Origin of the sequence: Natronobiforma cellulositropha (assembly GCF_025629245.1) — an archaeon.
GTDB lineage: Archaea > Halobacteriota > Halobacteria > Halobacteriales > Natrialbaceae > Natronobiforma > Natronobiforma cellulositropha.
In genome coordinates, this window is sequence record NZ_JANZXN010000027.1 from 35,629 (window position 1) to 58,213 (window position 22,585).

General features: G+C 66.8%; 11 protein-coding genes and 1 pseudogene. 1 reads left to right on the top strand and 11 read right to left on the bottom strand.

Annotated elements, in window-relative coordinates; all coding sequences use genetic code 11:
- Window positions 1-31: 31 nt before the first annotated feature.
- The 8 genes and pseudogenes from N0B15_RS12205 to N0B15_RS12240 all read right to left on the bottom strand — a co-directional run bounded on the left by N0B15_RS12205 (window position 32) and on the right by N0B15_RS12240 (window position 19,215).
- Window positions 32-3,220 (bottom strand): hypothetical protein, encoded by a 3,189-nt coding sequence (locus tag N0B15_RS12205; RefSeq protein ID WP_263019988.1) that lies wholly within the window; start codon window positions 3,218-3,220, stop codon window positions 32-34.
- The gene (locus N0B15_RS12210; RefSeq protein WP_263019989.1) at window positions 3,217-9,663 is read right to left on the bottom strand and encodes a hypothetical protein; all 6,447 of its coding nucleotides are present in this window, start codon (window positions 9,661-9,663) and stop codon (window positions 3,217-3,219) included. The genes N0B15_RS12205 and N0B15_RS12210 overlap by 4 nt, the downstream gene beginning before the upstream one ends.
- The gene (locus N0B15_RS12215; protein WP_263019990.1) at window positions 9,660-15,290 is read right to left on the bottom strand and encodes a S8 family serine peptidase; all 5,631 of its coding nucleotides are present in this window, start codon (window positions 15,288-15,290) and stop codon (window positions 9,660-9,662) included. The genes N0B15_RS12210 and N0B15_RS12215 overlap by 4 nt, the downstream gene beginning before the upstream one ends.
- A gap of 660 nt (window positions 15,291-15,950) precedes the next feature.
- Window positions 15,951-16,091 (bottom strand): annotated as a pseudogene (locus N0B15_RS12220) (IS5/IS1182 family transposase); the annotation flags it as partial.
- Window positions 16,082-16,933, bottom strand: coding sequence for a VOC family protein (locus N0B15_RS12225; RefSeq protein ID WP_263019991.1), 852 nt, complete (start codon window positions 16,931-16,933; stop codon window positions 16,082-16,084). The pseudogene N0B15_RS12220 and the gene N0B15_RS12225, both read right to left, overlap by 10 nt.
- 541 nt (window positions 16,934-17,474) lie before the next feature.
- Window positions 17,475-17,909, bottom strand: coding sequence for a toxin-antitoxin system TumE family protein (locus tag N0B15_RS12230; protein ID WP_263019992.1), 435 nt, complete (start codon window positions 17,907-17,909; stop codon window positions 17,475-17,477).
- Window positions 17,910-17,917: 8 nt separating this feature from the next.
- Window positions 17,918-18,451: a DUF7342 family protein gene (locus tag N0B15_RS12235; RefSeq protein ID WP_263019993.1), complete on the bottom strand. Its 534-nt coding sequence runs from the start codon at window positions 18,449-18,451 to the stop codon at window positions 17,918-17,920.
- A gap of 230 nt (window positions 18,452-18,681) precedes the next feature.
- Entirely contained in the window at window positions 18,682-19,215 is a 534-nt protein-coding gene (locus tag N0B15_RS12240) for a hypothetical protein (protein ID WP_263019994.1), read from the bottom strand.
- Window positions 19,216-19,398: 183 nt separating this feature from the next.
- Between N0B15_RS12240 and N0B15_RS12245 the strand changes: the two genes are divergently transcribed.
- On the top strand, window positions 19,399-20,370 hold the full coding sequence (locus N0B15_RS12245) for an HNH endonuclease (RefSeq protein WP_263019995.1): 972 nt from the start codon (window positions 19,399-19,401) through the stop codon (window positions 20,368-20,370).
- A gap of 58 nt (window positions 20,371-20,428) precedes the next feature.
- Here N0B15_RS12245 and N0B15_RS18365 read toward each other — a convergent pair whose 3' ends face one another.
- From N0B15_RS18365 to N0B15_RS12255, 3 genes are all read right to left on the bottom strand, one after another.
- Window positions 20,429-20,875: a toxin-antitoxin system TumE family protein gene (locus tag N0B15_RS18365; protein WP_425494237.1), complete on the bottom strand. Its 447-nt coding sequence runs from the start codon at window positions 20,873-20,875 to the stop codon at window positions 20,429-20,431.
- Window positions 20,876-21,403, bottom strand: a complete 528-nt coding sequence (locus N0B15_RS12250; protein WP_263019996.1) for a winged helix-turn-helix domain-containing protein — start codon at window positions 21,401-21,403, stop codon at window positions 20,876-20,878. It abuts the gene before it with no gap.
- Window positions 21,404-21,834: 431 nt separating this feature from the next.
- Window positions 21,835-22,440 (bottom strand): hypothetical protein, encoded by a 606-nt coding sequence (locus N0B15_RS12255; protein ID WP_263019997.1) that lies wholly within the window; start codon window positions 22,438-22,440, stop codon window positions 21,835-21,837.
- Window positions 22,441-22,585 lie beyond the last annotated feature (145 nt).

Genomic DNA, 22,585 nt, shown 5'->3' on the forward strand with positions numbered 1-22,585 from the left:
TCGGTGGGTGGGGCCCGGTTGTGGTGGGCGCTCACTTGCTCTTGACCCAGATCGGCTCCGTCGCCCTCGATCGCCGACCCGACGGCGCCTCGACCGCTACCCGGTAGGCGTACCAGGTGTCCTCGGCGACGGCGTCGACGTACCCCTCTTCGAGTTCACCGTCGGCGAGCGAGGCCGGAAGCCGTGGCTGCATCGTCCGGAGGTCGTCGGCCGCGTCGGCGTCGTCGGTGCGCCAGACCAGCGCTCGAGTCGCCGTCGGTGACGTCTCGACCTCGAGTTCGACCCTCGAGTGATCGACGGGTTCGCCGTCGGTCTCGTCGTCGGCAAGCGCTCGGAGTCTGACTCTCGGTTCCGGAATCCGCTCGAGCCGTCGCGTCTTCACGACGGCGAACTGCTCGGGCTGGGTGGGCCAGGCTGCCCGCTCGCCGGTCGGCCCGGTCGTGATCGGGACGACCACCGTGAAGTCGTGGCTCCCGGCGTCGATGGCCACCGCGTGTTCCTCGTCGTGTCCGTACGTCTTCGGGTGGTCCGGCGAGAACGCAGTCGTGGGCTCGACCGACGTCTCGTAGGTGCCACTGGCGACGTTACGGAGGATGTCAGCGCGTGCCTCGTCCTCGAGATTGCGGACGTCCGCACGTTCGTCGACGCCGTCCTCGTCATCGGCGAGGTCGTCGACGGCGTCGTCCGTCAGGATGTCGAGTAAGCGTGACTCCGTCGCGGTCAGTACCTGCACGCGTTCGCCCTCGTCGGCGTCCCACCGGCAGGTCCACCAGCACTGTTCGTCGGCGTCGGGCCAGGTCGTCTCCGCGACGCCCCCGGGCTGTGGACCCGGCTCTGACGGTGGGACCGACTCGTAGGTGATCTCCTGGGTGACGCCGACGGGTGAGGAGAGGCCGTTCTCGTCGACGGCCGTCACCGTCGCGGTGAACTCCCACCGGTACTCGTCGGCGGCGTTCCGATCGATAGGCACACCGGCGACCGTCAGCCCGATCTCGTACTCGTCGCCATCGCCGGCGGTTTCGATCACCTCGAGGTGGTCGACGTCGCCACCGAGGGTCGCACTCCCTGGATCGACGATCGCCTCGCCGTCGACGAGGAGCGAAGACGCACCGACCGACACCGACAGCGAGGGACTGCTCAGCGTCTCGCCGGGTTCGAGGTCGTGGTAGCCGGGTTCGATCTCGAGTTCGAAGCGGTCGATCCCGATTCCCGGCGGAGCGAACGCGTCGTCCCACCCGAACTCGACGAGGGCGAACGAGAGTATCTCGTCGTCGGCACGGACGTCCCCGCTGGCGGTCACGGTTACGCCCTGTGGTGCCATCGGCGGGACCTCGTTCTCGACCAGTTTGCCCGTCCGCGCCGGTTCGCTCCAGCGTCCCCAGATGTCGACGGTCTGGACCATCCAGGCGTGCTCACCGTAGCGCTCGAGGGACGCGTCTCGGAAGGTGTTCGTCCCGCTCCCGGTGAGGTGGGGCACTGCGAGTCCGTACTCGGGGTCGGTGCGGGCGAGCGATACCGAACCCTCCTCGGTCATCCGTGTGACCGTCGAGCCGACGATCGGTGCCGTCTCGAACGCCCGTCGCTCCGGAACGGTCCACTCGAGGTGGGCCTCGGCCGAGACACCCGGTGATTCGGGCGCGGAGACGGTCTCGACCGATAGATCGCTCGGGCGGGCCGGCTCAGAGGCGGACCCCTCCGTGACCGCCGTCGCGAGCGAGGCGACCCGGAAGAAGGTGTCTTCGGGTGGCGGTCCGATGTACGTCGTCGGAGGAACGATCGGGGTCGGAGTGCTCGCCCAGGCTTCGAACGCGTCGGTGTACGGTTCCGACTCCGCCAGAAGCCTGTGAATCAGTCCGGCCGGCCGGTCGTCCTCCCGGGTACGCTCGAGTTCCGCGGCCTCGAGGAGCCTGTGGCGGGGGCCATCGGACCGGCCGCCGGACCGGCCGCCCCTCCGGGGTTGTACGAGCCCCGAGACGTGGAGCATCCAGGCCGAGGGGTAGACGGCGGTTACCATGTAATCGTAGCGGACGTCCGCCGGCGGCTCCTCGTCGACGGTCGCCAGCCCGAGGAGGTGGGCGACGGGTGAATCGAGGCTCGCAGCCAACAGCAGGTCGAGCGCCGAGATGTTCTCGAATCCCTCGCCGTCGGCCGCCCCACTCGAGTCCAGGTCCTCGAGCGAGAACGTCCCCTGTGGCTGCTCCACATCGAGTTCGGCCTCGAGCAACGTGGTCAGTAGCCGCTGGATCTCCCGGAGTCGCGCCCGGCTGCCGGGGTTCGTCTCGGGTCCATCGAGGTACCGTCGGATGGTGGTGTCCGCGACGGTGTCGGGCCCGACCGGTGACGGCGGCCACGGCTGGTCCCACGGCGGGAGCGAGATGGTCGCCCCGCGGTGCAGACGGGTGGCCGCGAGGTCGTCGACATCGGTACCGGGCGGGTGCGGCTGGTAGTCGCTCCCGGTGACGTCGATCGGGAGGATGAACCGGCTCACCTCTTGCCACACCGTCGCCTCGTCACCCTGCTGGGGGGCGCTCGCGTCGGTGGCGTACTGGTCGGCGATCAGCCACTGTACCTCGCGGACGACCGCGTCGCCGTCGGCGTGGAGTTCGACGGCGTCGACGAGGCTCCCGTGGAGGAGGACGAGTCGGTCAGAGCCACCGCCGAGGCGTCCGGTGGGATCCCACAGATCGAGCTCGCCGAGACGCGCGTCGACGGCGGAGAACTCGACCGTCTCCTCGGTGACGCTCGAGGCCACGGCGGAGGCGTTCACCCGCACGTCGTCCGCTCCGGCGAGGCGGATGGCAACCCACGCCGCGGGGTCCGGCCGCGTCTGTCCGTCGCGACGGAACTCGAGCAGGAGCCCCGACCCACCGATCTCGACCTCGCCGGCCGCTGCGTCGAGCGCTCGGTTCGGACTCGAGAGGCGCAGCCCTCGGTCGGCCGTCGCCGCGTCGTCCGAGAAGTCCTGGGCGGGGAGCCAGAGTGCCCCTTCGCCGTCGATTTCCTCGGCCGCTTCGAGGTGGACGCCGGACATATCGCCGCGTTTCACCCACGGCCACTCCGGCGAGCGCCGGCGGGAGAGGACGAACCCGCGGCGGGGGAATCCGAGCGTCGAGTTGGGGAACCACCGGAGGTAGCGTCCCGGCTCGAGGTACCGTTTGGCGGCACCGTCCGTCCCCAGCGCGACGAGCTGGAGCAGGTCCGGCGAGATGATGGTGTTCATGCGCCACCTCCGTCGAAGACCGCCGGCATAGCAGGCACGTCGAGTGTGACCGCCGCGACGTCACTCCCGTCTCTCGAAGAGAGGGTGATCGTGAGCGCCTCTTCCTCGCCGGGTGAACCCGACGGCAGTTCGCCGGCTTCGGGGACGACCAGGGCACGAGCCCGGGCGTTTCCGGCATAGGCACGCGTCGGGACGGCCGATCCGTCCTCGCGCTCGAGTGCGACCGTCGGCTCCGATCCGCGAAGGAGCGGCTCCGGCCCGTCGAAGACGACGGCCACCGGCTGCACGGCGTCGGGGTCGGGGTCGGCGTCCCCGCCCGTCGCGTGCTCGTGGTCCCACGACCAGACGACGATCAGTTCCGGCTCGGCTGGCGCTTCCCGCGGAACGAGCCCGAGGGTGTCCGTGAGCCACTCGTCGAGCAGTTCGTCGTCGACCGCAACCGTGGCGACGTCCTCGCCGGAGAGCGCCTCGGGCGTCTCGTCCGAGAGGAGATCGATCGGGTCGACGACGACCTCGTGGACGATACCGCTGTCGTGGGCGTCGACGTGCTCTTCGAAGGTCTCCCACCGCGAGGACCGGAACCGCCACTCGTGGAGTGGCTCCCCATCGTCGGTCGAATCGCCGTCCTCCAGCGCGTAGAGCGTTCCCGTGTACCGCCGGTCGGGTTCGAGGTCGAGACCCACGTCGACGATGGTCTCCTGCCAGAGGTCGGCCGCCGCCGCGCCGTCGGGGAACAGACACGCCAGGTCCGTGAGTCGGTCCCGGAGTACGGCCGCCGTCGGGACGAGGTCGCTCGCCGCTCGCAGGTCGGTGTCGGCGTCGGCCTCGAGCACCGTCCCGTACTCGTCTTCGAACTGCACGACGAGATCGCGATCGAACGCCTCGAAGACGGCGAGGAGGCGCGCATCACGGAGGTGGACCTCGAGGTCGTCGGCGAGATAATGCGCGCGTGCGCCGTCGGCCGGGGCGGTCGCGACCTCCCACTGGTCGTCGATGCCCCCGGCGTCGGAGAGCCGTTCGCCCACCACCCTGGCGGCGTTCTCGGGATGGGCACGCACCGACTCGGGCGGCGAGGCGTCCGTCTCGAAGCGGAACGTCTCCGACCAGTCGGTGGGGTTGCCGAACTCGAGGTCGCGTCCCTCCGGCTGCTCCGCCCGGTACGAGCGCCCCTCGACGACCAGTTCGTAGGTCGAGTCGGGCTCGAGGACGCCCGCTGCCTCGCCGTCGGACCACGCCTCACGCTGCTCGAGTTCGGACGCGACGATCGAGGCGGTCGCCGTCTGTCGGCGCTGGTCGGCGTCGAAGAACGCGGTGTTCTCCTCCTGTGAGCGGATCCACGCGAGACCAGCGACGACCGGCCGCCTGCTCGGGCGGGGTTCCGGCTCGAGGTCGCCGTGGACGGCGGCGAGTCGGAGACCGATCGTCGGCCGGAACGACCGGACGACCACGCGTCGCCACCTCGGGCTTCCGGGTCCCTCCTCGAGTTCCACGGCGGACTCGCCGGCGGGCTCGAGCACCTCCTCGGTTCCGTCCGGCCGGACGGCCCAGACGACGGGGGTGACTCCCGGTGCGACCAGCAGCCGCACCTCTACGTTGTCGCTCGAGGGGAGATCGACCGCCACGCGGCCGACGACGCCAGAGACGAGATCGGCGGCCGCTTCGGTGCTAACATCGGGTGCCTGGGGGACGACGAGCCGGGGCAGCCCGAGAACCGGGTCGTCTGGATCGATGCCGAGCATGCCACCGGTCCGATCCATCGGGTTGGTACCCAGCCGCGCGGGTTCGACGCGAATGGAGGTCAGCCGCTGGAGGAGGTCGTAGTCGACCGGTGGCTCCTCGAGCGAGACGCGCGCCGGCGTCCCGGGCTCCTGGAACTCGTCGGGGAGTGTCAGGGTCTCGCCCGCGTGGATGCGGACTGCGCCCACGTCGTCGCTCCAGAGACGGGGGAGCGACCCCGGGACCTCGATCCGCTCGAGAGAGGACTGCGAGCAGGGGTCGGAAAGCGGGAAGCGAATCCGGTCCGGGTCGATGACTGGGTCGATACCCGGATCGATGACCGGCTCGATGACCGGATCGCGCGGCGTCATCGACCGTTCCTGGACTCGAGAGTCCACGACGCTGCGCTCACGGTCGGCTTCGGTCTCGTCGGCCTGCGCCGCGCGAGGTGATCCGTCTCGGTCGGCCTCAGTCTCACGAGACTGGGCTTCGTCGCCCTCCTCGGTCTCTCGGTCCGTCTCGGTCTCGCGCCAGCGCTGGACGGCCGCTGACAGGGTGCGCAGGAGGCTCGTCCACAGTGTACGGATCCGCGCCGATAACGAGGACTCCTCGCGTGCGCTCGAGGATTCGACCGTCGCTTCGGTCGTCGAGACCGATTCGTGCTCGCGCCGCTGGAGCCGGGACCGTTCTCGCTCCCGTCGTTCCTCTTCTTCTCGCCGTTTCTCTTCCTTCCGCTCTCGCTCGAGCCGTTCTTTCTCCGCCCGCCGTTTCTCTTCCTCTCGTTCCCGCTCGAGCCGTTCTTTCTCCGCTCGCCGTTTCTCTTCCTCTCGTTCCCGCTCGAGCCGTTCCTCTTCTTCTCGTCGCTCCTCTTCTTCCCGTTCTCGCTGTTCTTCTTCCTCCTGTTTCCGCCGCTCCTCTTCTTCTTCCTCTCGTCTTTTCTCCTCCTCTCGCTCGCGGTCGTCGTCCGTCCCGTCTCCGCGTTCTGGGAACTGGAAGTCGATCACTGGCGGGCAGAAACGGTCGCGCTCGAGTCGGTCACCGAGCGACCGGAACGTGTACTCGCGGCGGTCCAGTAACTCGCGTTCGTCGAGTTGTCGGCACGGGTCCCACGTCGAGAGGCGCTCGCGCATCCGCTCGCCACCGCCACCGATGCGAGCCTCGACAGGGTCGGCGAACGGATCGAACGTCAGGTTCGTCCGGGTGACCTGGCCGTCGGTCGTTCGCGGAACCGTCGCGTCTTCAGTGCCGGTGAGGTCGGGTTCGTTGCCGATTTCGGTGTGCTCGGGCCAGACCGCGTGGAGGTCGGGGACGACCTCGTGGCTGTTCCCGACGATCCGACGCAACGAACACGACTCGAGGACGTGGCGGTAGCCCTGTTTCACCACGGCACCGTCCTCGTCCTCGCCGGTCGTCGCCACCTCCCACACCGCGGCCGCCTCGTCGTGGCCGTTGACGGTGAGGTCGCCCAGTTCGATCTCGTCGTCGGACCCGTCGTCTTCGTTGCCGACGGGTGCGGTGAAGACCAGCTGGGGAATCACGTCGAGCGGGACGGTCTCCTCCGGCGTCCCGTCCGCGTCGGGCTCAACGAGCACCGGCTCGCCGGAGCCACGTCCCCAGAGCGTGAGCGACTCGAGTGGGACCTCCGGGGCGGGACCGTTGGCGAGCCAAGTGTCGTCGTCGTCCCCGAGGACGAACTCCGCGTCGACCTCCACGTCGCCGATCGGCCAGGGGACCGACAGCGTGACGACGACGGTGCCGGCGAGGTAGAACGGCTCCGGTGCGAGCCCCTGGAGCGCGAGAAACACCGACAGCGAGACGCCGAGACCGAACGCACTCACCTCGATCCCGCCGTCGACCCACAGCTGGCCGGCGAACAGCGGGACGGTGAGCGAGACGCCGACGTCGAAGCCAGCCTGCGCCCAGAGTGCGACCCGGGCGGGACCGGCTTCGAACTCCGCGTCCCAGCCGCCGGCCCCGCCGAGTGCGAGCGCCACGCCGGGGAGGGAAACGCCCGAGGGTTCCGGGAGGGTAAACTCCGTCCCGTCGACGACGAGGTACGCCGAGATCGAGTAGAGATCGAGGACGTTCGCCTGGACTCGCTCCGTCTCCGGCTCGGGGAAGCCGAGCGCGACGGTGAAGTCCCGCGGGTTCTCGAGGTCCGCGCGGACCCTGGCCGGGATGTCCATCTCGAGCAAGTTGGGTGCGTCGTCGTCGTCCGGGCCGATGTCGAGCGTGACGTCGAGGTCCAGACTGAACTGGTTCTCGAGGAAGTCGAGGGCGATGATCGCCGCGAACGCACCCTCGGCCTCGCTGTCCTCGCCGGGGAGGTCGGCCATGTCGGAGAAGACGTCCCCTTCCCCGGTGATGAGGATGGTCGGGCCCGGCAACAGGAGGAACAGCCCGGCCTGGACGTTCCAGGCGTCGCCGCCGTCGGGCTGGGAGCCGATCCTGGCCGACGCGCCGAAGCCCCAGTGGTCGACCTGTGGCCGCCACTTCGTGGCGATCGTCGAGTACGCCGGCGACTCCTCGAGGTACCACTCGCCGTAGTCGGGGCTGTCGGTGGCCGGATCGAGCGGCGCGGCTGGCTGGCCGTTCTGTGCGTAGGTCAGCCCCAGCCCGTACAGGGCGGTGCCGGAGTTGCCGATCGGAAGTCCCGGCTCGAAGCCCGCGTCGACGGTGAGCACGAACGCCTGGACGCCGTCCTGATTCGTCGCGCTGAGAATCCCGAGCTCGAGGTCGAAGAGGTACGAGTCCTTCTCGAGGAGCTTCGTCGGCGAGAGATCCGGCTCCTGGGCGACGAGGAACGCCCGGAGTTCCCCGCGCAAAATGTCGCCCCAGTCGTCCTCGCCGTCGCCTTCCGGCAGGCCAACCGCCGCGCCGTCGACGTGCTCGAGCGAGCCCGTCGCGTAGAGGACGCCCGGGATGAGCAGCTCGAGCGGCTGGTTGCCCCGGTCGAACCGGAGAGAGACATCTTCCGCCTCGATCTCCCCGATCGTGTCGGGTTCGTAGGTGATGACCGCGAGGTCCGGGAGGCCTGCAACAGTCGTTTCGCCGCTGCCGGAGGTGTCGATGCCGAGTTCGATCGTGAGCGCCTCGGTCGTGAGGCCGACGGTCACGTCGGTGATCGTCACCAGCCCACCGAGGTCGACGTCGGCCGGCTTCGTGACGGCCAGCCCGTCGTCGACGTCCCAGTCGATCGCGAGATGCGGAACGTCGAGGTCGCTCACGTCGCCGAGGGCGACCGTCGCCGTGATGCCTTCGGCACCGAGTTCGATCGGTACGTCTTCGTCGTCATCGTCGTCACCATCCATCGAGAGCGCCGCGTCGATCCGGATGTCGGCGCCGAGTTCGAGAAAGGCGACTCTGCGGCCGTCACCGACCGGCTCGCGATAGACCGAGGCGCTCGCCCCGGTCACCACGAGTTCGTTCCAGGATGCGAGCTCCGACTGATCGAGAGCCGCCAGCGCGGCGAGCATCATGGGTCCGGCTTCCGGCTCACCGTCGTCGAAAGCGGTGTAGCCCGCGTACGCGCCGGCGGTCGCGCCGAATCCGGTGAGCGCCTCGTCCTGAAGTGAGACGAGCGCGTCGTCGTCGCCGGTCCGCTCGAGATCGACGTCGAAGCGCCACAGGTCGTCGTCGCCGGCTGGATTCGACGCGATGTGGAGACTCGAGGTGATACGGATCTCGTGGTCGGAGCCGAGGTCGTCCGCGTCCTCGTCGTCGGCGAAGAACGCACGCGGATCGGTCCGCGCGACGACCTCGAGTCCGACGGGCCACCACGTTCGGTCGAACTGGAGTGTGACGCTCTCGGTCGTGACCCGGGACTCGTCCGCATCCTCGTCATCGTCCTCGCCGAACGTTGCCTCGAGACTCCCGGTGATGCCGCTCGAGTCGACGATCCAGTGCTCGATCGAGAGGGTCTCGACCTGCCCGTCGTCTAAGAACGGGAGTTCCTCGTCGAGTCCCCAGACCGTGCCGTGGTCGACGACTAGCCCGCGCCAGTCGTCCCCGACGTCGAGGTCGGCGACGGCCGCGTCCGTTGCGTCGGCGTATCTGAGGTGTTCGAACTCGAGGGCGATGTTCGTCTCGGCGACGAGTACGGGCGGCATCGAGAACGACTCTGCGGGCTCGGCGGCGAACTCGACGCCGTCTCGGCCGACGGCGAGTGAGAACTCACCGAGGGTCACCGAGACCGGCGGCGCTCCCTCGATGGGAGAGACGTCCGCGACCGTCCCGTCGTCGTTCGTCTCGACCTCGGCGCGCTCGAACCACCGCTCGTCGAACTCGAGTCTGACGGGTACCGGACCGACCGTCGCGCGGGCCGGGTCGTCTCCGACCAGGAAGCGGCCGAGGTCGGCGACCTGGTCGACGTCCTCGACGGCGCTTAGGTCGAGACCGAACTCGGCTGGCGTTCCCAGGTCGTCTTTGACGAACAGCGCGGCGAGCGCCAGCGAGACCGGCATCGCTGGCAGGTTCTCGATCGCGAACGGGACCTCGAGTGGCACCCGCGGGTCGTCTCCGAGCGCCACCGACAGGCCCGCCAGTTCGAACGGCGAGTCGGTGTCGGCGACGACCGTCCCCGCGATGGAGACGGTGTTGGCGTCGAAGTCCCACAGCTCGTAGACCGTCGAGACGCGAAAGCGGTCGCCAGCGAACAGTTCGTCGAGCAGTCCGTCGTCGGTACCGTGGTTTCGAAGGGCGCGGATGGCTGCCGTTCGCATGGTCACGCACCCCCTCCGTTCGCCGCCCGAAGCTCGCGATCCGGCAGTGCCGCCATCAGCTCCTCGTAGACGATTTCGAGGTCGAAGGTAGTGGGTGCGTCCCCGTGACCGGTCTGTGGGTCGGCCTCGATCACCCCGACGCGGTCGCCGAAGTCGGCGTGGAGTCCGGCGGCGGCGTCGGCGACGTCGCTTCGGTGATCGTTCAGGTCGTCGGCTGCGTCCACGAGATCGGCCGAGGCGTCGGCTCCGAGGTCGACCTCCGGGAGGTCGACGAGCGGGAGACCGCCAACGTCGCCGGTGAGGATGGCCCGGCGGTCGGCGCTCACCAGGCCGAAGTCGTCGAGGAACGCCTCGAGCTCGTCGCTCGTCCCGACGCCCTCGAGTCCGTCGACGAGCGCATCGACCTCGTCTCCGGTGGTCTCGTCGAGGGTGTCCGCCAGCAACGCACGCCAGGCCGAGCGGGCCGACTCGAGGGCGTCGAACCCTGCGACGAACGCCTCGAGGCGGTCGGGACCCTCGATCTGTGCACTCAGTGCGAAGGCCAGGTCACGCTCGCTGTCGAAGTAGAACCACGCGTCGGTGCCGTCGACCTCGAGCGGGCGTTCGGTCAGCAGCGTGTTGAGCCGGTGGACCTCGAAGAGGTACAGCGCCACCTGCAGCCGTGGGCTGTGGCGGACACTCGCGACGAACCGGTGCAGCCAGGGCCAGGTTCGGAACCACTGTGCGTACGCCTGGTACCTGGCGCGCTGTTCGGCCCGCTCGCCGTCGCCCGCTGCCAGCGACTCGAGCCCGTCGACGCCAGCCACCCGGAGGAAACCGGTTCGCTCGCCGTCTGCGAGTTCGAGGTCGCTCGCGGTCGTGCCGAAGAAGCCGAAGGCGAACTCGTGGATCTCGCGGAGGGCTTCGACGCTCTCGTCGTCGATGCCTTCCAGGAGCACGTCGTCGACACCGGCGTCGACGGCCGCCAGGAAGCGGACGAACGCGGCGAGCTGTCCCTCGGCCGCCGCCGGGGCGTCGTCGTCCGCCCTCGCGACCTCGAGACCGCTCAGCGAGACCGACGAGACGAACTCGTCGTAGCTCGTGGCCGCGTCGAACCGGGTGCGCTCTGGTGTGACGGCGTCGGCGACGACGCGGTAGACGCGCTCGTGTGCGTCGCTCCCGTCACCCTCGAGTACGTCGCCCAGGAGGTGGTCTCGGTCCACCTCGCGGTCGATTCGCTCCGTCGTCCGTGCCTGTGGCCGGCCCGGGCCGCCCCACTCGCCGCTCTCGAGCGTGCCGTAGTGGTAGTAGCGTCCGAGCGGCTCCCACTCCGCCTGTTCGGCGTCGGGGTCGAAGTAGCCGGAGTGGTCGCGGACGACGGCCGACTCCGCCTCCGAGGTCCACCCACGGCTCGCCTGCACCCGTTCTGCGTGGACGGTCTCCGGCTCGTCGTGGTCGTCACAGACCTGGACGACGACGGGGTTCCGTCGTCCGGCGAAGCGCCACCGGCGGAGTTCGAGGGCTGTCTCGAGGTCCAGCTCGCCGACCATCGATCCGTCGAACGTCGGCGTACTCGAGGTCGCGGAGACGGCCGGCTCGGGTGGTCCCGCCCCCTCCAGAACGGTGAACCCGTCGCCGTACCGGTGGCGGTGTTCGTCGACGACTCCGGTCCCGTCGCCGGGGTCGGTCTCACCGGGGTTCCGGTGGACGACGCCGTCTGCGACCCGGTCGCCGTCGGGCTGGCCGTCGAGCGGTTCGTAGACGCGGTTGGGGTAGGCGTCGGCGATGCGAAACTCCCTGACCGACATCGCGGTGTGGCCCGCCACGAGCCGGTGGCGCTCCTCGTCGTCAGTGAGCGTCGCCGGGCCGTCGGTGGCGGTTTCACCGTCCCACATGCCGTCGTCCGTCGTGACGCGTCGGTAGCCGAACCGGCCGATTCCCGGCTCCCCTTCGGCGTTTGCGGGTTCGAATCCGAGGGAGAACCCGGTCCGGTCCAGGTCGTACTGTAAGTTCCCGACCCGGCGGCCGTCGTCGACGGCCGTGACTGCCCGTGTCTCGCCGCCGTAGCGGGGCTGGCCGTCGAGCTGCCAGTCCCCGTCGCGGTCGCCGTAGGTGAGCCCACCGCCGTAGGGTGGGCCGAGGGGAAGCCGGTCACGAGCGTCCTCGAGCGTCGACTCGAGGACGACTCCGGCGAGGACATCGTACCCGGCGTAGCGTCGTCCGACCGGGTGCTCGAGGTACGCCGCGGTGGTGGGTTCGTCGAGACACCAGATACGCTCGTAGTACGCCACGAGGTCGGTCCAGGACTCGCGCAGGCCGTGGTCCGCCGGCGCTTCTAGCTGGCCGTCGGAGATGTCGTCGACGATGGCCGTGACGTCCGTGCCGTCGGGACGGTGGAGCCCCAGCAACTGCCGGAGTGGCTCCTCGGGAGCCGGGTCCGTAACGTCGACACCCGGCCGCCCGTCGCGTTCGGCTTCGGGGGCGGGGTCGACGACGGACAGTGCCACCGCACGCGCCAGCGAGACGCCGAGTGCGCGTCCGCACAGTTCGATCCACAGGCTCGTCTCGTCGGCGTCCGGATCGAAGTCCGCCTCGTCCGCCGCGTCGCCCGCGTACGCCAGCACCTCGTCGACTGTTGGCTCGTCGACGGCGGTCGGATCACCGACTGCGTCGCCGCTCGCGTCGAACGCGCCGAGGCCGGCACTGACGGCCCACGTGTCACGCGGTACGCCATCGGGGTAGGTCCAGTACCGGCGGCCGTACCACGCCTCCTCGCCCTCGACGCTTCGCTCGTGGCTCTCGCCGTCGTCGACGTCGTCGAACAGCGTCTCGACCGGGTCTCCCGGCGGGCCGATCGCCACCGCCGTCGACGGGTAGACCCACTCGAGAGCGACCCGGACGGCGTCGTCCGTCGCCGTACTCAGGACGTTCTCGTCGGCGTCGCCGTCGTCCGTCTCGGGATCGAACTCGAGGCGGACGTTCAGCGGCCGGAGGACGTGGGACGCGACACGTCTCGTGACGTCGAGAATACCGGTCCCGTCGTTGCTTCGCCACAGGTCCGCGGGTGCTCCGCCATCGCCGACCGCGTCCAGAACGTCGGCGACGAGGTCGGTGTCGCAGTGAACTGGCACGTGTCGCGGGACCGAGAGCGGAATCTTCCATGTGTCTAGGAGGTCGTCGCCGTCGTCGAGGACGTCCACCTCGAGTCGCCACGGGCCGGGGACGACGTCGCGGACGACGAGCCCGTCCGATTCGTGGTCCGTCCGGGACTGCTCGAGTTCGGCGGCGACGAATCCCACTTCGAACGATCCGCTGTCGCGGTCTGTGGCGCTCGAGTCGGTTCCGCTCGCGTCGTCTCCGTTCTCGCCCTCGTCGTCGTCGGCTCCGGGCAGGTCGGCTTCGCCGGCGCCAGCGGCGCTCCCGTACCAGCCGTGGACGAGCCGCCAGCGGAAGGTCTCGATGTCGACGGGATCGACGTCGACGTGGGCGTAGGCGTCGTCTGCGAGCAGGGTGAGGTCGAGGTCGACGCGGAGCGTGCGGCCGTCGTCTGGCTCGAGGTCGTCACCGCCGTCGACGACCGTGTCGGTTCCGAGTCGGCCGAGGTCGGCGGTGCGCTCACCGTGGTAGAACGCCCGGGCCGGGACCGGAACGGTGTCCAGTAACCCCTCCGACCCTTTCGGATAGCGAAGCCCCTGGTTCACTCGCGTGCTGTGGGTGTTGATCGCGCGAACGGTCCCACCGATCGCCAGTTCGACCGTCTCGAACGTCTCGACTGCGTCGGTGACGCTGATGAAGCCGTGGCCAACGTACGGATTCGGTCGCTCCGGGAGGAACAGGTTCGAGATCCCGCGGGCGTTCTCGAACAGCGCGTCGCGGACCTCTTCGACGGTCGGGTTTGCGTCCGTACTCAGGAGCAGCGCCGCCGCTCCGGCGACGAACGGCGTTGCAGCCGAGGTCCCACCGTACTCGTCCTGGGAGAGTTCGACGTGGGTCGGGCCCGCGAGGTCGACCCCGTCCGCCCCGTACTGCGTCGGTCCTCGCGAGGAGTAGTGCGCGAGCAGATCCTCGTGTACGTCGACGGCAGCGACCGCCAGCGTGTTCGGGTCCCTGCTGGTGGCAGGGATCGTGAGGCTCCGTTCCGACGTCCAGGTCGAGAGAGCCAGCCGTCGGTTGACGAATACGTCGAAGTGGTGGCCGCCCGGGCCACCGGTGCGTTCGATCTCGAGGTAGACGCGCTCGGCGTAGTACTCCTCGACGTTGACCGTCTCGTACGGTCGGCCCGTCCAGGAGTCGTCCAGGAGCGTCCCCCCTTCGGGTGCGTCGAAGAGGCGGACGATGTAGTTGCCTCCACCGTCTTCCCAGCCTTCGTCCCAGTAGACCCAGACACGGCCATCGGACCCTCGAACGCCCTGGGTCACCTCCGTGACGATGGCATCGACGTCGGCGTCGGTGTCGTGACGGAGTGCCAGCAGGTCGACGGCCGGCTCGACGTCCTCGAGCAGGGGGCGCGAGCGGTCGTCGTCGTGGACGGCGATCCTGAAGACCTCGATGACCTCCTCGATTCCCTCGTCGTCGCTCTCGAAGCAGTCGAAGCCCTCCCAGTCGTCCCGGTCGTCATCGGCGTCCTCCAGGAGGTCGAACTCCTCGGCGAGGGCCCCGACGATCGCACAGAAGTCTTGCCCACGAAGCGGGCGCAAAATCTCGAGGCGCTCCGTCCCCTCGTCGTCGAACTCGAGGCGGTCGGGATCGGTCTCGTCCACCGGTATCTCCTCTTCTTCACGCGCTGGAAACTGTCCGTCCCAGTGGTGACCGTTGGCCTTGTTCGACGCGGAGGTGACGAACAGTCGGCCGTCTTCGGTGAACTCACCGATCGCTTCGCTGAGTGAGTCCTCCCCATCGATCGGCAAGCCAGCCGTGGGAAACACTCGCTGAGAGTGGGTAACGACGTCGACGTGGTCGAACGCGAGTCCATGATCGTCGGGGTGTTCCAGTTGCTCGAGGATGTCCTGTGTCCGCAGATCGCCGACTGTCGAGGCGAGTACCAGATCCGCACCTGGGGCCATCCTCGCGACGACCTCTGCGGAGTTCGTCCCGTGTAACCCCTCCTCGGCGTCGGGCCCGTGCATCCCCTCTTCACCGATCGTCTCGACGACCTGGTCGGCGTACACCTCGTTTTCGAGGTCGAACTCGGAGTCGATCACGGCGACCGTGACTCCCTCGCCCGTCACACCGACGAGATGGGCATCTACTGCCCCCGTCTCGGCCGTCCCGTCGGACGGCTCGGGCTCCTCCTCGTCCTCGAAGAGTTCGATGACCTCTCGCGTCTCGAGCGGTGAATCGTCGAGATCCATCCCGTCATCGAGGTGGATCAACACGACCGCACTCGAGTCGGCCACCGCCAGGACGTCCTCGATCCGCACGGTCGCGAAGACGAACTGCCCCAGCGTGGACTCGACCGAGCCGCCCACACTCGAGAGGTGCTCGATACCCTCTTCGAGGCGGTCTCGCTCGATATCGACCTTCACGCTGATCTCGTCGCTCCCGTCGAGGTCGCCCCGCTCTGCCCGCACGAGGAGGGATTTCACCGGTGAGGTGATCCGCATCGCGACCTCGTCCTCGAGGTCGAGACCATCGTCGCCTTCGCGTCTCCTCATCGACGCCCTCCGATCCGCGTCCGCACTCGAGGGAGAGACTGTGTGATCGTCCGATACGACTCGACGGGCCGAGACGGGCGCTCGGTTCCCGTCATCGACGGGCCTCTGTCTCGCTCGACGTCGTTCGACGCTCCCTCTCGAACTCGTCGATGGGGCTTCGTCGACGGCGTGTACTCAACATTCGACCGACGTCGCTCCACCGACGCCATCCAGTGTGGTGACTTCCACTACTCATAGGGGGGTGACTCTCGTAAACAGAGAAACGGACATAGTTTAAACTTTTGTTATTTTAGAAAAACACATTCGCGTGAGCAGACACTACCGGAGACGAGCGGGAGAGTGAGACCGCTCGAGGGGCGATACACGGAATGGTGGCCCCGTGGACCGGCTTCGCCTTTCCAGCAGTCGGTGGTGCCGTCGGTCTGGACACCGGCCGAGATCCCTCGCCGACCGATCGGAGCCACTGTGAGCCAGTGTACACCCGGTCGCCAGATGTATCGGCGGTCAGTGTGTAACCCGTTTCAGTTGTTACTATCGATCCGGGTGACCGGAAAGCTCGACCAACACGACGTACGAGAACGATCACGACGAACCCAATCGCGACGAACCCAAGGACCTCGAAATTTACGGCTGTGGTAAATCGCCATACTGCGGTTGATTTCACTGGTTGATGCCACGTTTAATGCTGTAGACGACACACATCAGGACGAGTTTGCGGAACTCTCGATACCAGGATCGCGCACACACGGCGTCGCTGAGCGTGCGCTCGATCACCGAGAAGACGGTCTCCGTCAGGCTTCGACCCGGAATCGAACCTCCATCCCATCGGGATCCGTAACCGACAGGCCGTCGGCCGTCTCGACGACGGTATACGACGTTGCGGCGAGTCGCTCACGCAGGCCCTCGAGTCCCGCCGTCTCGGGGAGGACGACTTCGAACCAGGCCAGCCCACGGCCACCGGCGGGCTCCGTCCGACGCCCCCACGTGTTCGCCCCGAGGTGGTGGTGATACCCGCCCGCGGAGACGAACTGCGCTCCCGCCACCGTCTCCTGTACCTCGAAGCCGGACGCCTCCACGTAGCACTCGCTGAACGCGTCCAGCGACCTGACCTCGAGGTGGACGTGCCCGACGTCCGTCCCCGGCGGTAGCCGCTCGCGGTCGCTCGCAGCGGCTTCGAGGTGTTCGAGGCCGAGCGGTTCGGTCCCGATCCGAACCGTGCCGTCGTCGTCGAGGGGCCACTCACTGCGCGGGAAGTCGCGGTAGAGTTCGACGCCGTTTTCCTCGGGATCGCGGAGGTAGAGCGCCTCACTCACCCAGTGGTCGGACGCACCGCTCAGCCGCCAGCGCTCGCGTATCCGGACCAACGCATCACCCAGCGCCTCGCGTGAGGGCACTCTGAACGCGTTGTGAAAGAGTCCCGCACTCGAGCGCTGGCGCTTGCGTCCGGTTTCATTTCGCTCGAGCACGAGCAGCGGCGTCTCTTCGACGCCGAGGGTACAACTGTCGTCCGCGTGGTGGAGGACGTCGAGTCCGACGACGTCCTGGTAGAAGCCCCTCACCTCCTCGAGATCGTCGACACGGAGTGCAGTCCGTCCGATGCGTGTTCCCTGTGGAAGGCCGTCTGGCGGTGGATACCGAGTCATTGTTGCAAGGTGACGACGGTTGCCGTGGATACGTTCCTGGCCGTCGTCGGCTCGTCACCCCTCACTTGGATTCGGGACCGAATATACCAGCGGTAACACCGCTGTCACCGGGTGACGACGGCACGACCACCGAACAACTCGTCGTCCCGTTCGGGGCAAGGAGAAAAACGCGACGGATTCACTCGAATGTTACGTACGCTGTGAGCCAAATCCAAAATTTAGGTAATAGATGTATCAATCACAGAGACCGGGGGAAGACGGTGCATGCATCTACCGTCGCGTACCGATCGAACCGGTGCCATCGGGTGGCATCGGTTGCTCGTCATCGCGTGTATAAGTCTGCTGAAAATCACACCGCCTCATCCTTCAGCTTTAACTAAACACGACCGTTCATCGAGCCGGTGGATTTATGAGTTACGCCGCGCGCGTTATCGCGCTGCACCCCCTCTGACGTTAACGAGACGCTCGCGTCTCGTTCGCACACCAGAACGCAAAGCGTTCTGGGGACGCCGATAAACACCTCGATGCGAGATCGTAGCCCCTACTCGCTCCAGAGGGCCGTGATCCTGTCTTCGATCTCGCCGAGGACGAGCGCAACGACGTCACGATGGTCGTCTGGCCACGATGCGTCTTGGCCGGGCGTCGGGGCAGTGGGTGGAAGATGAAAGTGGTCTCGTGTATTGTGCGGATTCGGGTGCCGGTCCCACCGGCACTCCCAGGCGTGGCCCGAGTGCTTTTCTCGATAGTGAAGTCTGAAGTCGTCGTTTGTGTACCAACGGACCGTCAACTGCGCCTCGTCGACGGCTGCTGGGTAGTACGACGGGGCAAAGACGACGTGGAGTTCCAGATGGCCGCTGGCGTCTGTGACGGTCGCTCGGGAGACCTGCCTCGTCGCTTGGAGCCGCGTCTGGATGAACTCGAGGATTGGACGATCGATGGGGGCAGGGCTCCCGCCATCGCCTGTCGGTGGTACCATCGAGCGGGTTACCCGGACGCCTGTTCGCGCTCGCCACTCGTGCGTTGCTGGCGCGCGCGCTCGTAGCGATCACGCTCCTTGCGGGCGGTCGCCCAGTCGGCGAGGTCGCTGTACACGTCGTCGATGGTCCGCTCGTCGCTACCCTCCCCAGCGGCGACGGCGTCGACTGCGGCCGGTGACGCGGCGTCGTACGTCGCCACGTATTCGGTGATGCGCGTCGTCAGCTCACGAACGCGATCCTGCAGGTCCTCCACGGGATGATCGGCTGCGAGCTGGTTGATGCGTCGCCACTCAAAATACGCGTCATTCCGTTCGTAGGTGGTCGGATGGCCGTCGTGTCGAGTGACGATCCCCAAATCGTCGAACCAGCCGAGGTACTTCCGGGCGGTCTTGGGGTCACAGTCGACGCTGTCGGCGATCGCGCTCGCCGTCGTCGGCTCGCGGGTCTGCAGAATGGTACCGTAAATTCGTTGTTCGACGTCGTCGCTAGCGAACGCCTCCTCGAAGGGGGGTGGCCCATCGGCGGCATCTGTCTCGGACATACCAGGAATTACAGGACAGAGGATATAGTTCTTACTTCGGGGAATAGTTTCCTGATCCGGTGGGGCTGAGATCCACAGGTTGCCAGTATCGTAGCCAACATCGGGTAGTCCCCCCCGGAGAACGAGTGGTGGAACGTCGACCACGTAGGCTGTCGAACGAAGAATGTGCTTCCTCGACGTGAGTGGGTCAAGTATCCCCGATCAGTCTCGTTCACTTTCCCCAGGGGACGCTATTCGACGACCGCTACGTCGAACTTCCCGCGCCAGCGGTAGCGCCGGCCGCCCCAGACGAACGTCCGACGGGCGAGCGCATACAACAGTAGAGGAACGAACACGAACAGCGCCGGATACGCCAATATGGCCGTCCACCGGCGGACGCCCAGAACCTCGTTGACGGCGAGATGCAGCACGGTCAAGGCTACCGCCGCGGGGAGCGGAGCCAGGATCGCCCCTGCAAGGACGAGCAGCGAGACGAGCCACGTCCCGGCGATGGTCCCGGGAAAATGCCACCGGAGAATTTGCGCCCACCGGACCGGGCGTTCGACCGCCTCGTGGATGGACCCTCCGATGGGAACGATGTGCGTCCGGCCGACGTTCTTCACCTGAAGGTACTCCATGAGGAGTCCATCGTCGCTGACGGGCCGCCGAAGCTCGTCGAGAAACGCGGCCTCGTTGATGTCGCCCCGTTCGAAGAGAACTGAGCCGCCCCAGATCTGGTCGCCGAGGGAGAGGGGGAGCGAGCCAGCCGATACCAGCGGTGACACTGCCGTCACCGAGTGACGACGGCTCGGCCACCGGACAACCCGTCGTCCAGTTCGGGGCGAGCCTCGTTCACCACTCTCGGGTTCCTGGCTGCTGGCCACGGTTCCGGCGACTGTACCGGAGTCCGTCTCTCCGATGACCGTTTCCTCGTCTACCTTTATACGCGTTCGCTGGGAGATACGCCAATGGGACGGTACCCGCCGAACTGGGATACGATACGCAGACAGGTCTACGACCGGGACGACTACACCTGTCGAAACTGCGGCATCCGGGGTGGTCAGTACGGTAGTGCAGAGCTCCACGCCCACCACATCGTCCCGATCTCGAGCGGCGGGTCACACGCGCTCACGAACCTCTCGACCATGTGTGCCGAGTGCCACGCGGCGATCCACACGAACGCCGTCGCACCGAGAACGGACCGACGCCAGCCGGGCCAGTCTGGCCAGCCTCCCTTCCACTACGTGACCGGGTCGGCCCGCAGGTCCTCGAATCCACTCATTCACAACAACGAGGACCTCTTCTCGAGACTCGACGATCTCGAAGACGCGAAAGTCGAACTGGTCGATACGTTCCCGCAGTTTCTCGGGGCACTCAACCGGGACCAGCCGAGTGCCGAGTACCAGCACCTGAAAGCCGAGTTGCAGGCCGCGCTCGACGACGTCGAGGCGCAGTCTCACGACCTCCGTGGTGACGTGTTCGAGGGGCGCACGGCGGTGAACGCCGCACACCAGCAGGTCATCGAGACCCACCTCACGCTGGTCCAGTCGTTCCGAGCGTTCATCGAGACGGCCGACACCGAGCTAGAACGCGGCGGAGCCGACGTTCGCACGGCCTACGAACGAGGTGTCTCGAGCGTACTGCGTGACGCCACCGCCGTGAGTGACGCACAGGAGGCGTTCGACCGCCTCGTCTACGAGGACCGACCGACGACCGAAGTCAGGCTCGAGGAACTGCTCGAGAACAGTTCGCCCAGGGAGAACTTCCTCTTCGTCGCGATTCTGTTCGGCGGCACGATGCTCGCGCACGTCCTCCTCACGACACTCACAGACTCGTCGACGGTCTGGATGGGGGGAATGTCCATCTCGATGCTCGCGCTGCTGTTCCTGGCAGTGTGGGTCCTCGCACGCGACTCAGTCGACGGACAGCGCGACCGGTAGTTCGATGGTTGCACCTCGAGCTGCGACTCGAGGACGTGCTCGTGAACCGCTCGTCGTCTTACAGTGACGACCACAGCGTCTCTATGCGTTGTTCGATCGCCGTGAGGACGGTGGCGTATACGTCGAGTGGATGGAGTGACGGAAGCTCGAGGTCAGTGGTTTCGGTGGCAGATGGTGGCTCGTGGAAGTGCAATCGGGTATTGTGCATGTTCGGATGTCGGTCCCAGCGACACTCCCAGTGCGCTCCATCATGTTCTTCGACGTAGTGGACCGAGAAATCACCAGTCGTGAACCATCGGATCTCGAGTCGGGCCGCTGTCACCGAATCCGGGTACTGTCCAGCATCGAGCAGCACACGAAGCAGCCGGGGTTCGTAAGCATCTGGGTCAAACACAGTCTCCGCGACGAGTGAATCCGACGTGAGATGTCGCTCCAGCAGGCGCAGCGTCTGTCGATCCGGTGGGCCTGTCGAGTGAGGTGCTGAATCCTCCGGTGGCTGGCTCATTTACGCCGGAAGCAGATGGCCGTCGTTCTGAGAGAGCTGGCGCGCAAGTTCGTACAGACGGATGTCCCGAATCACACCCTGCCACTCGCCGACTGCGGTCATCCGCTCGTGGATCGTTTCGTGGTCACCGTGGTCGAACACGTTGACAGCCGTCGGATCTGTCGTCCCGAACTGTGCTTCGTATTCCGTCCGTTGCGATTCGAGCGCTTCCACACGGTTGATGATCTCTTCGACGGCGAGGTCGGTTGCGATTCGGCTGGCGTCCTGCCACTCGAGATACCCCTCGTTTCGTTCGTACGTTGCCGGGCGGCTGTCTCTCTCGGCTCGGACGATGCCCATCTCCGTCAAGCGGTCGAGATGCTTCTTCGCAGCGTTTGGAGAGCAGTCTGCAAGCTCCGCGATCTCGGCGTACGCCGTCGGAGACGTAACTCCGAGGATGACGTCGTAGACACGACCAAACGTGTCCGTTCCCGTCTGCCACCGTCGCTGAGTCTCGTCGGACGTGGGGGTCGGATCGAACTCGGTCATACCTGGCTCTAGGCGGTCAGTATCAATATATCTTCGGACCACTCAAATATATGCAAGTGTCTGCGGGGTGGGCCACTGGAAGGGCGGAACCAGCGCCCCACAAAGCGTCTTCATCCAACTGACGCTGGAGCGTGAGTGACCGGTAAAATAGAGATCACACGTCACTCTTGGTGGCATTGAAAACGGAGTGGGGTTGAGCCCCGCGACGCTCCGTACGGAGCGTGTGGCCGACGAGCGCATTCTGCGGGCTGCAAATTACGACCGATCGGAGCTCGTCGGCAAGAGGACGCTCGTCGGCGGTCGATCAGCCATGGTGGTTACTGTAAGCACGCCAGCGACGTCGACAGAGTAATATCGCTCGTTATCGTCGACTAGCTTTGGCCATTAGGGGGCAGACGGGCAAGAGAACGAATCAACCAGACCTTCTGCGTCTACTCGTCGGCATACTTCCTGTCGTACACGTACATGACCGTGTGGATGTCGAGCATCGTCGCGTCCTCGAGGTGGCGGTCGAGTGCAGCGAGGAGCTGACGCTTACACGCGACGTTGAGCTTCCAGTACTGGTCGGTGTTGAACCCGGTCCGAACGGTGTACGCTGCGAAGTCACCGAAGAACGTGGTCATGAGACTCCACCGGTAGAGGACGTACTCGCGCGGGTAGACGAATGTGAGCAGAATCGTCGCGAGACTGAGGAGCTGGCCACCGCCGCTGTCCAGGTCGCCGTAGAAGGACCCGAACCGATCGAGGCGGAGATTGACGTGGTCCTCGTCGTCGAACAGATACGACAGCACCGCGGCGGCCTCCTCGGGATCCTCGAGTGATCGCTCCTTGAAACGACTCCAGAGGATACCGCCCTGGCGCCCGCCGAGCATGTAGGCTGGAACGGGAGTCGATGCCGACATCGACTCCGTCAGATCCTCGAGTAGGGGCTCGACTTCGTCGGGCTCGAGCGCGGTGAGTTCGTACGTCGGCTCGACGACCGTCTCGACGTGCTTTCGGTACTCGTCCTTCCACACCTCGACGTGCCCCTGTTCCACAGGTCGTTGGGCCCGTCCTACTCGAGACCCTTGTTCTTCTTCGCCTCGGCGTACTCCTCGATGTGGGTCTCGTAGCCCGAGAGCGAGATGTCGGAGTCGACGGGCCACTCCTTCCTAGTTTTCGAGTTCCTTGGCCAGTTCTTGT

What these genes read in the sequence shown, in the direction of transcription:
- N0B15_RS12215 (WP_263019990.1), bottom strand. Translation starts at nt 15,290, where the DNA reads ATGAGGAGACGCGAAGGCGACGATGGTCTCGACCTCGAGGACGAGGTC.
- N0B15_RS12225 (WP_263019991.1), bottom strand. Translation starts at nt 16,933, where the DNA reads ATGACTCGGTATCCACCGCCAGACGGCCTTCCACAGGGAACACGCATC.
- N0B15_RS12230 (WP_263019992.1), bottom strand. Translation starts at nt 17,909, where the DNA reads ATGGTACCACCGACAGGCGATGGCGGGAGCCCTGCCCCCATCGATCGT.
- N0B15_RS18365 (WP_425494237.1), bottom strand. Translation starts at nt 20,875, where the DNA reads ATGAGCCAGCCACCGGAGGATTCAGCACCTCACTCGACAGGCCCACCG.
- N0B15_RS12205 (WP_263019988.1), bottom strand. Translation starts at nt 3,220, where the DNA reads ATGAACACCATCATCTCGCCGGACCTGCTCCAGCTCGTCGCGCTGGGG.
- N0B15_RS12235 (WP_263019993.1), bottom strand. Translation starts at nt 18,451, where the DNA reads ATGTCCGAGACAGATGCCGCCGATGGGCCACCCCCCTTCGAGGAGGCG.
- N0B15_RS12250 (WP_263019996.1), bottom strand. Translation starts at nt 21,403, where the DNA reads ATGACCGAGTTCGATCCGACCCCCACGTCCGACGAGACTCAGCGACGG.
- N0B15_RS12245 (WP_263019995.1), top strand. Translation starts at nt 19,399, where the DNA reads ATGGGACGGTACCCGCCGAACTGGGATACGATACGCAGACAGGTCTAC.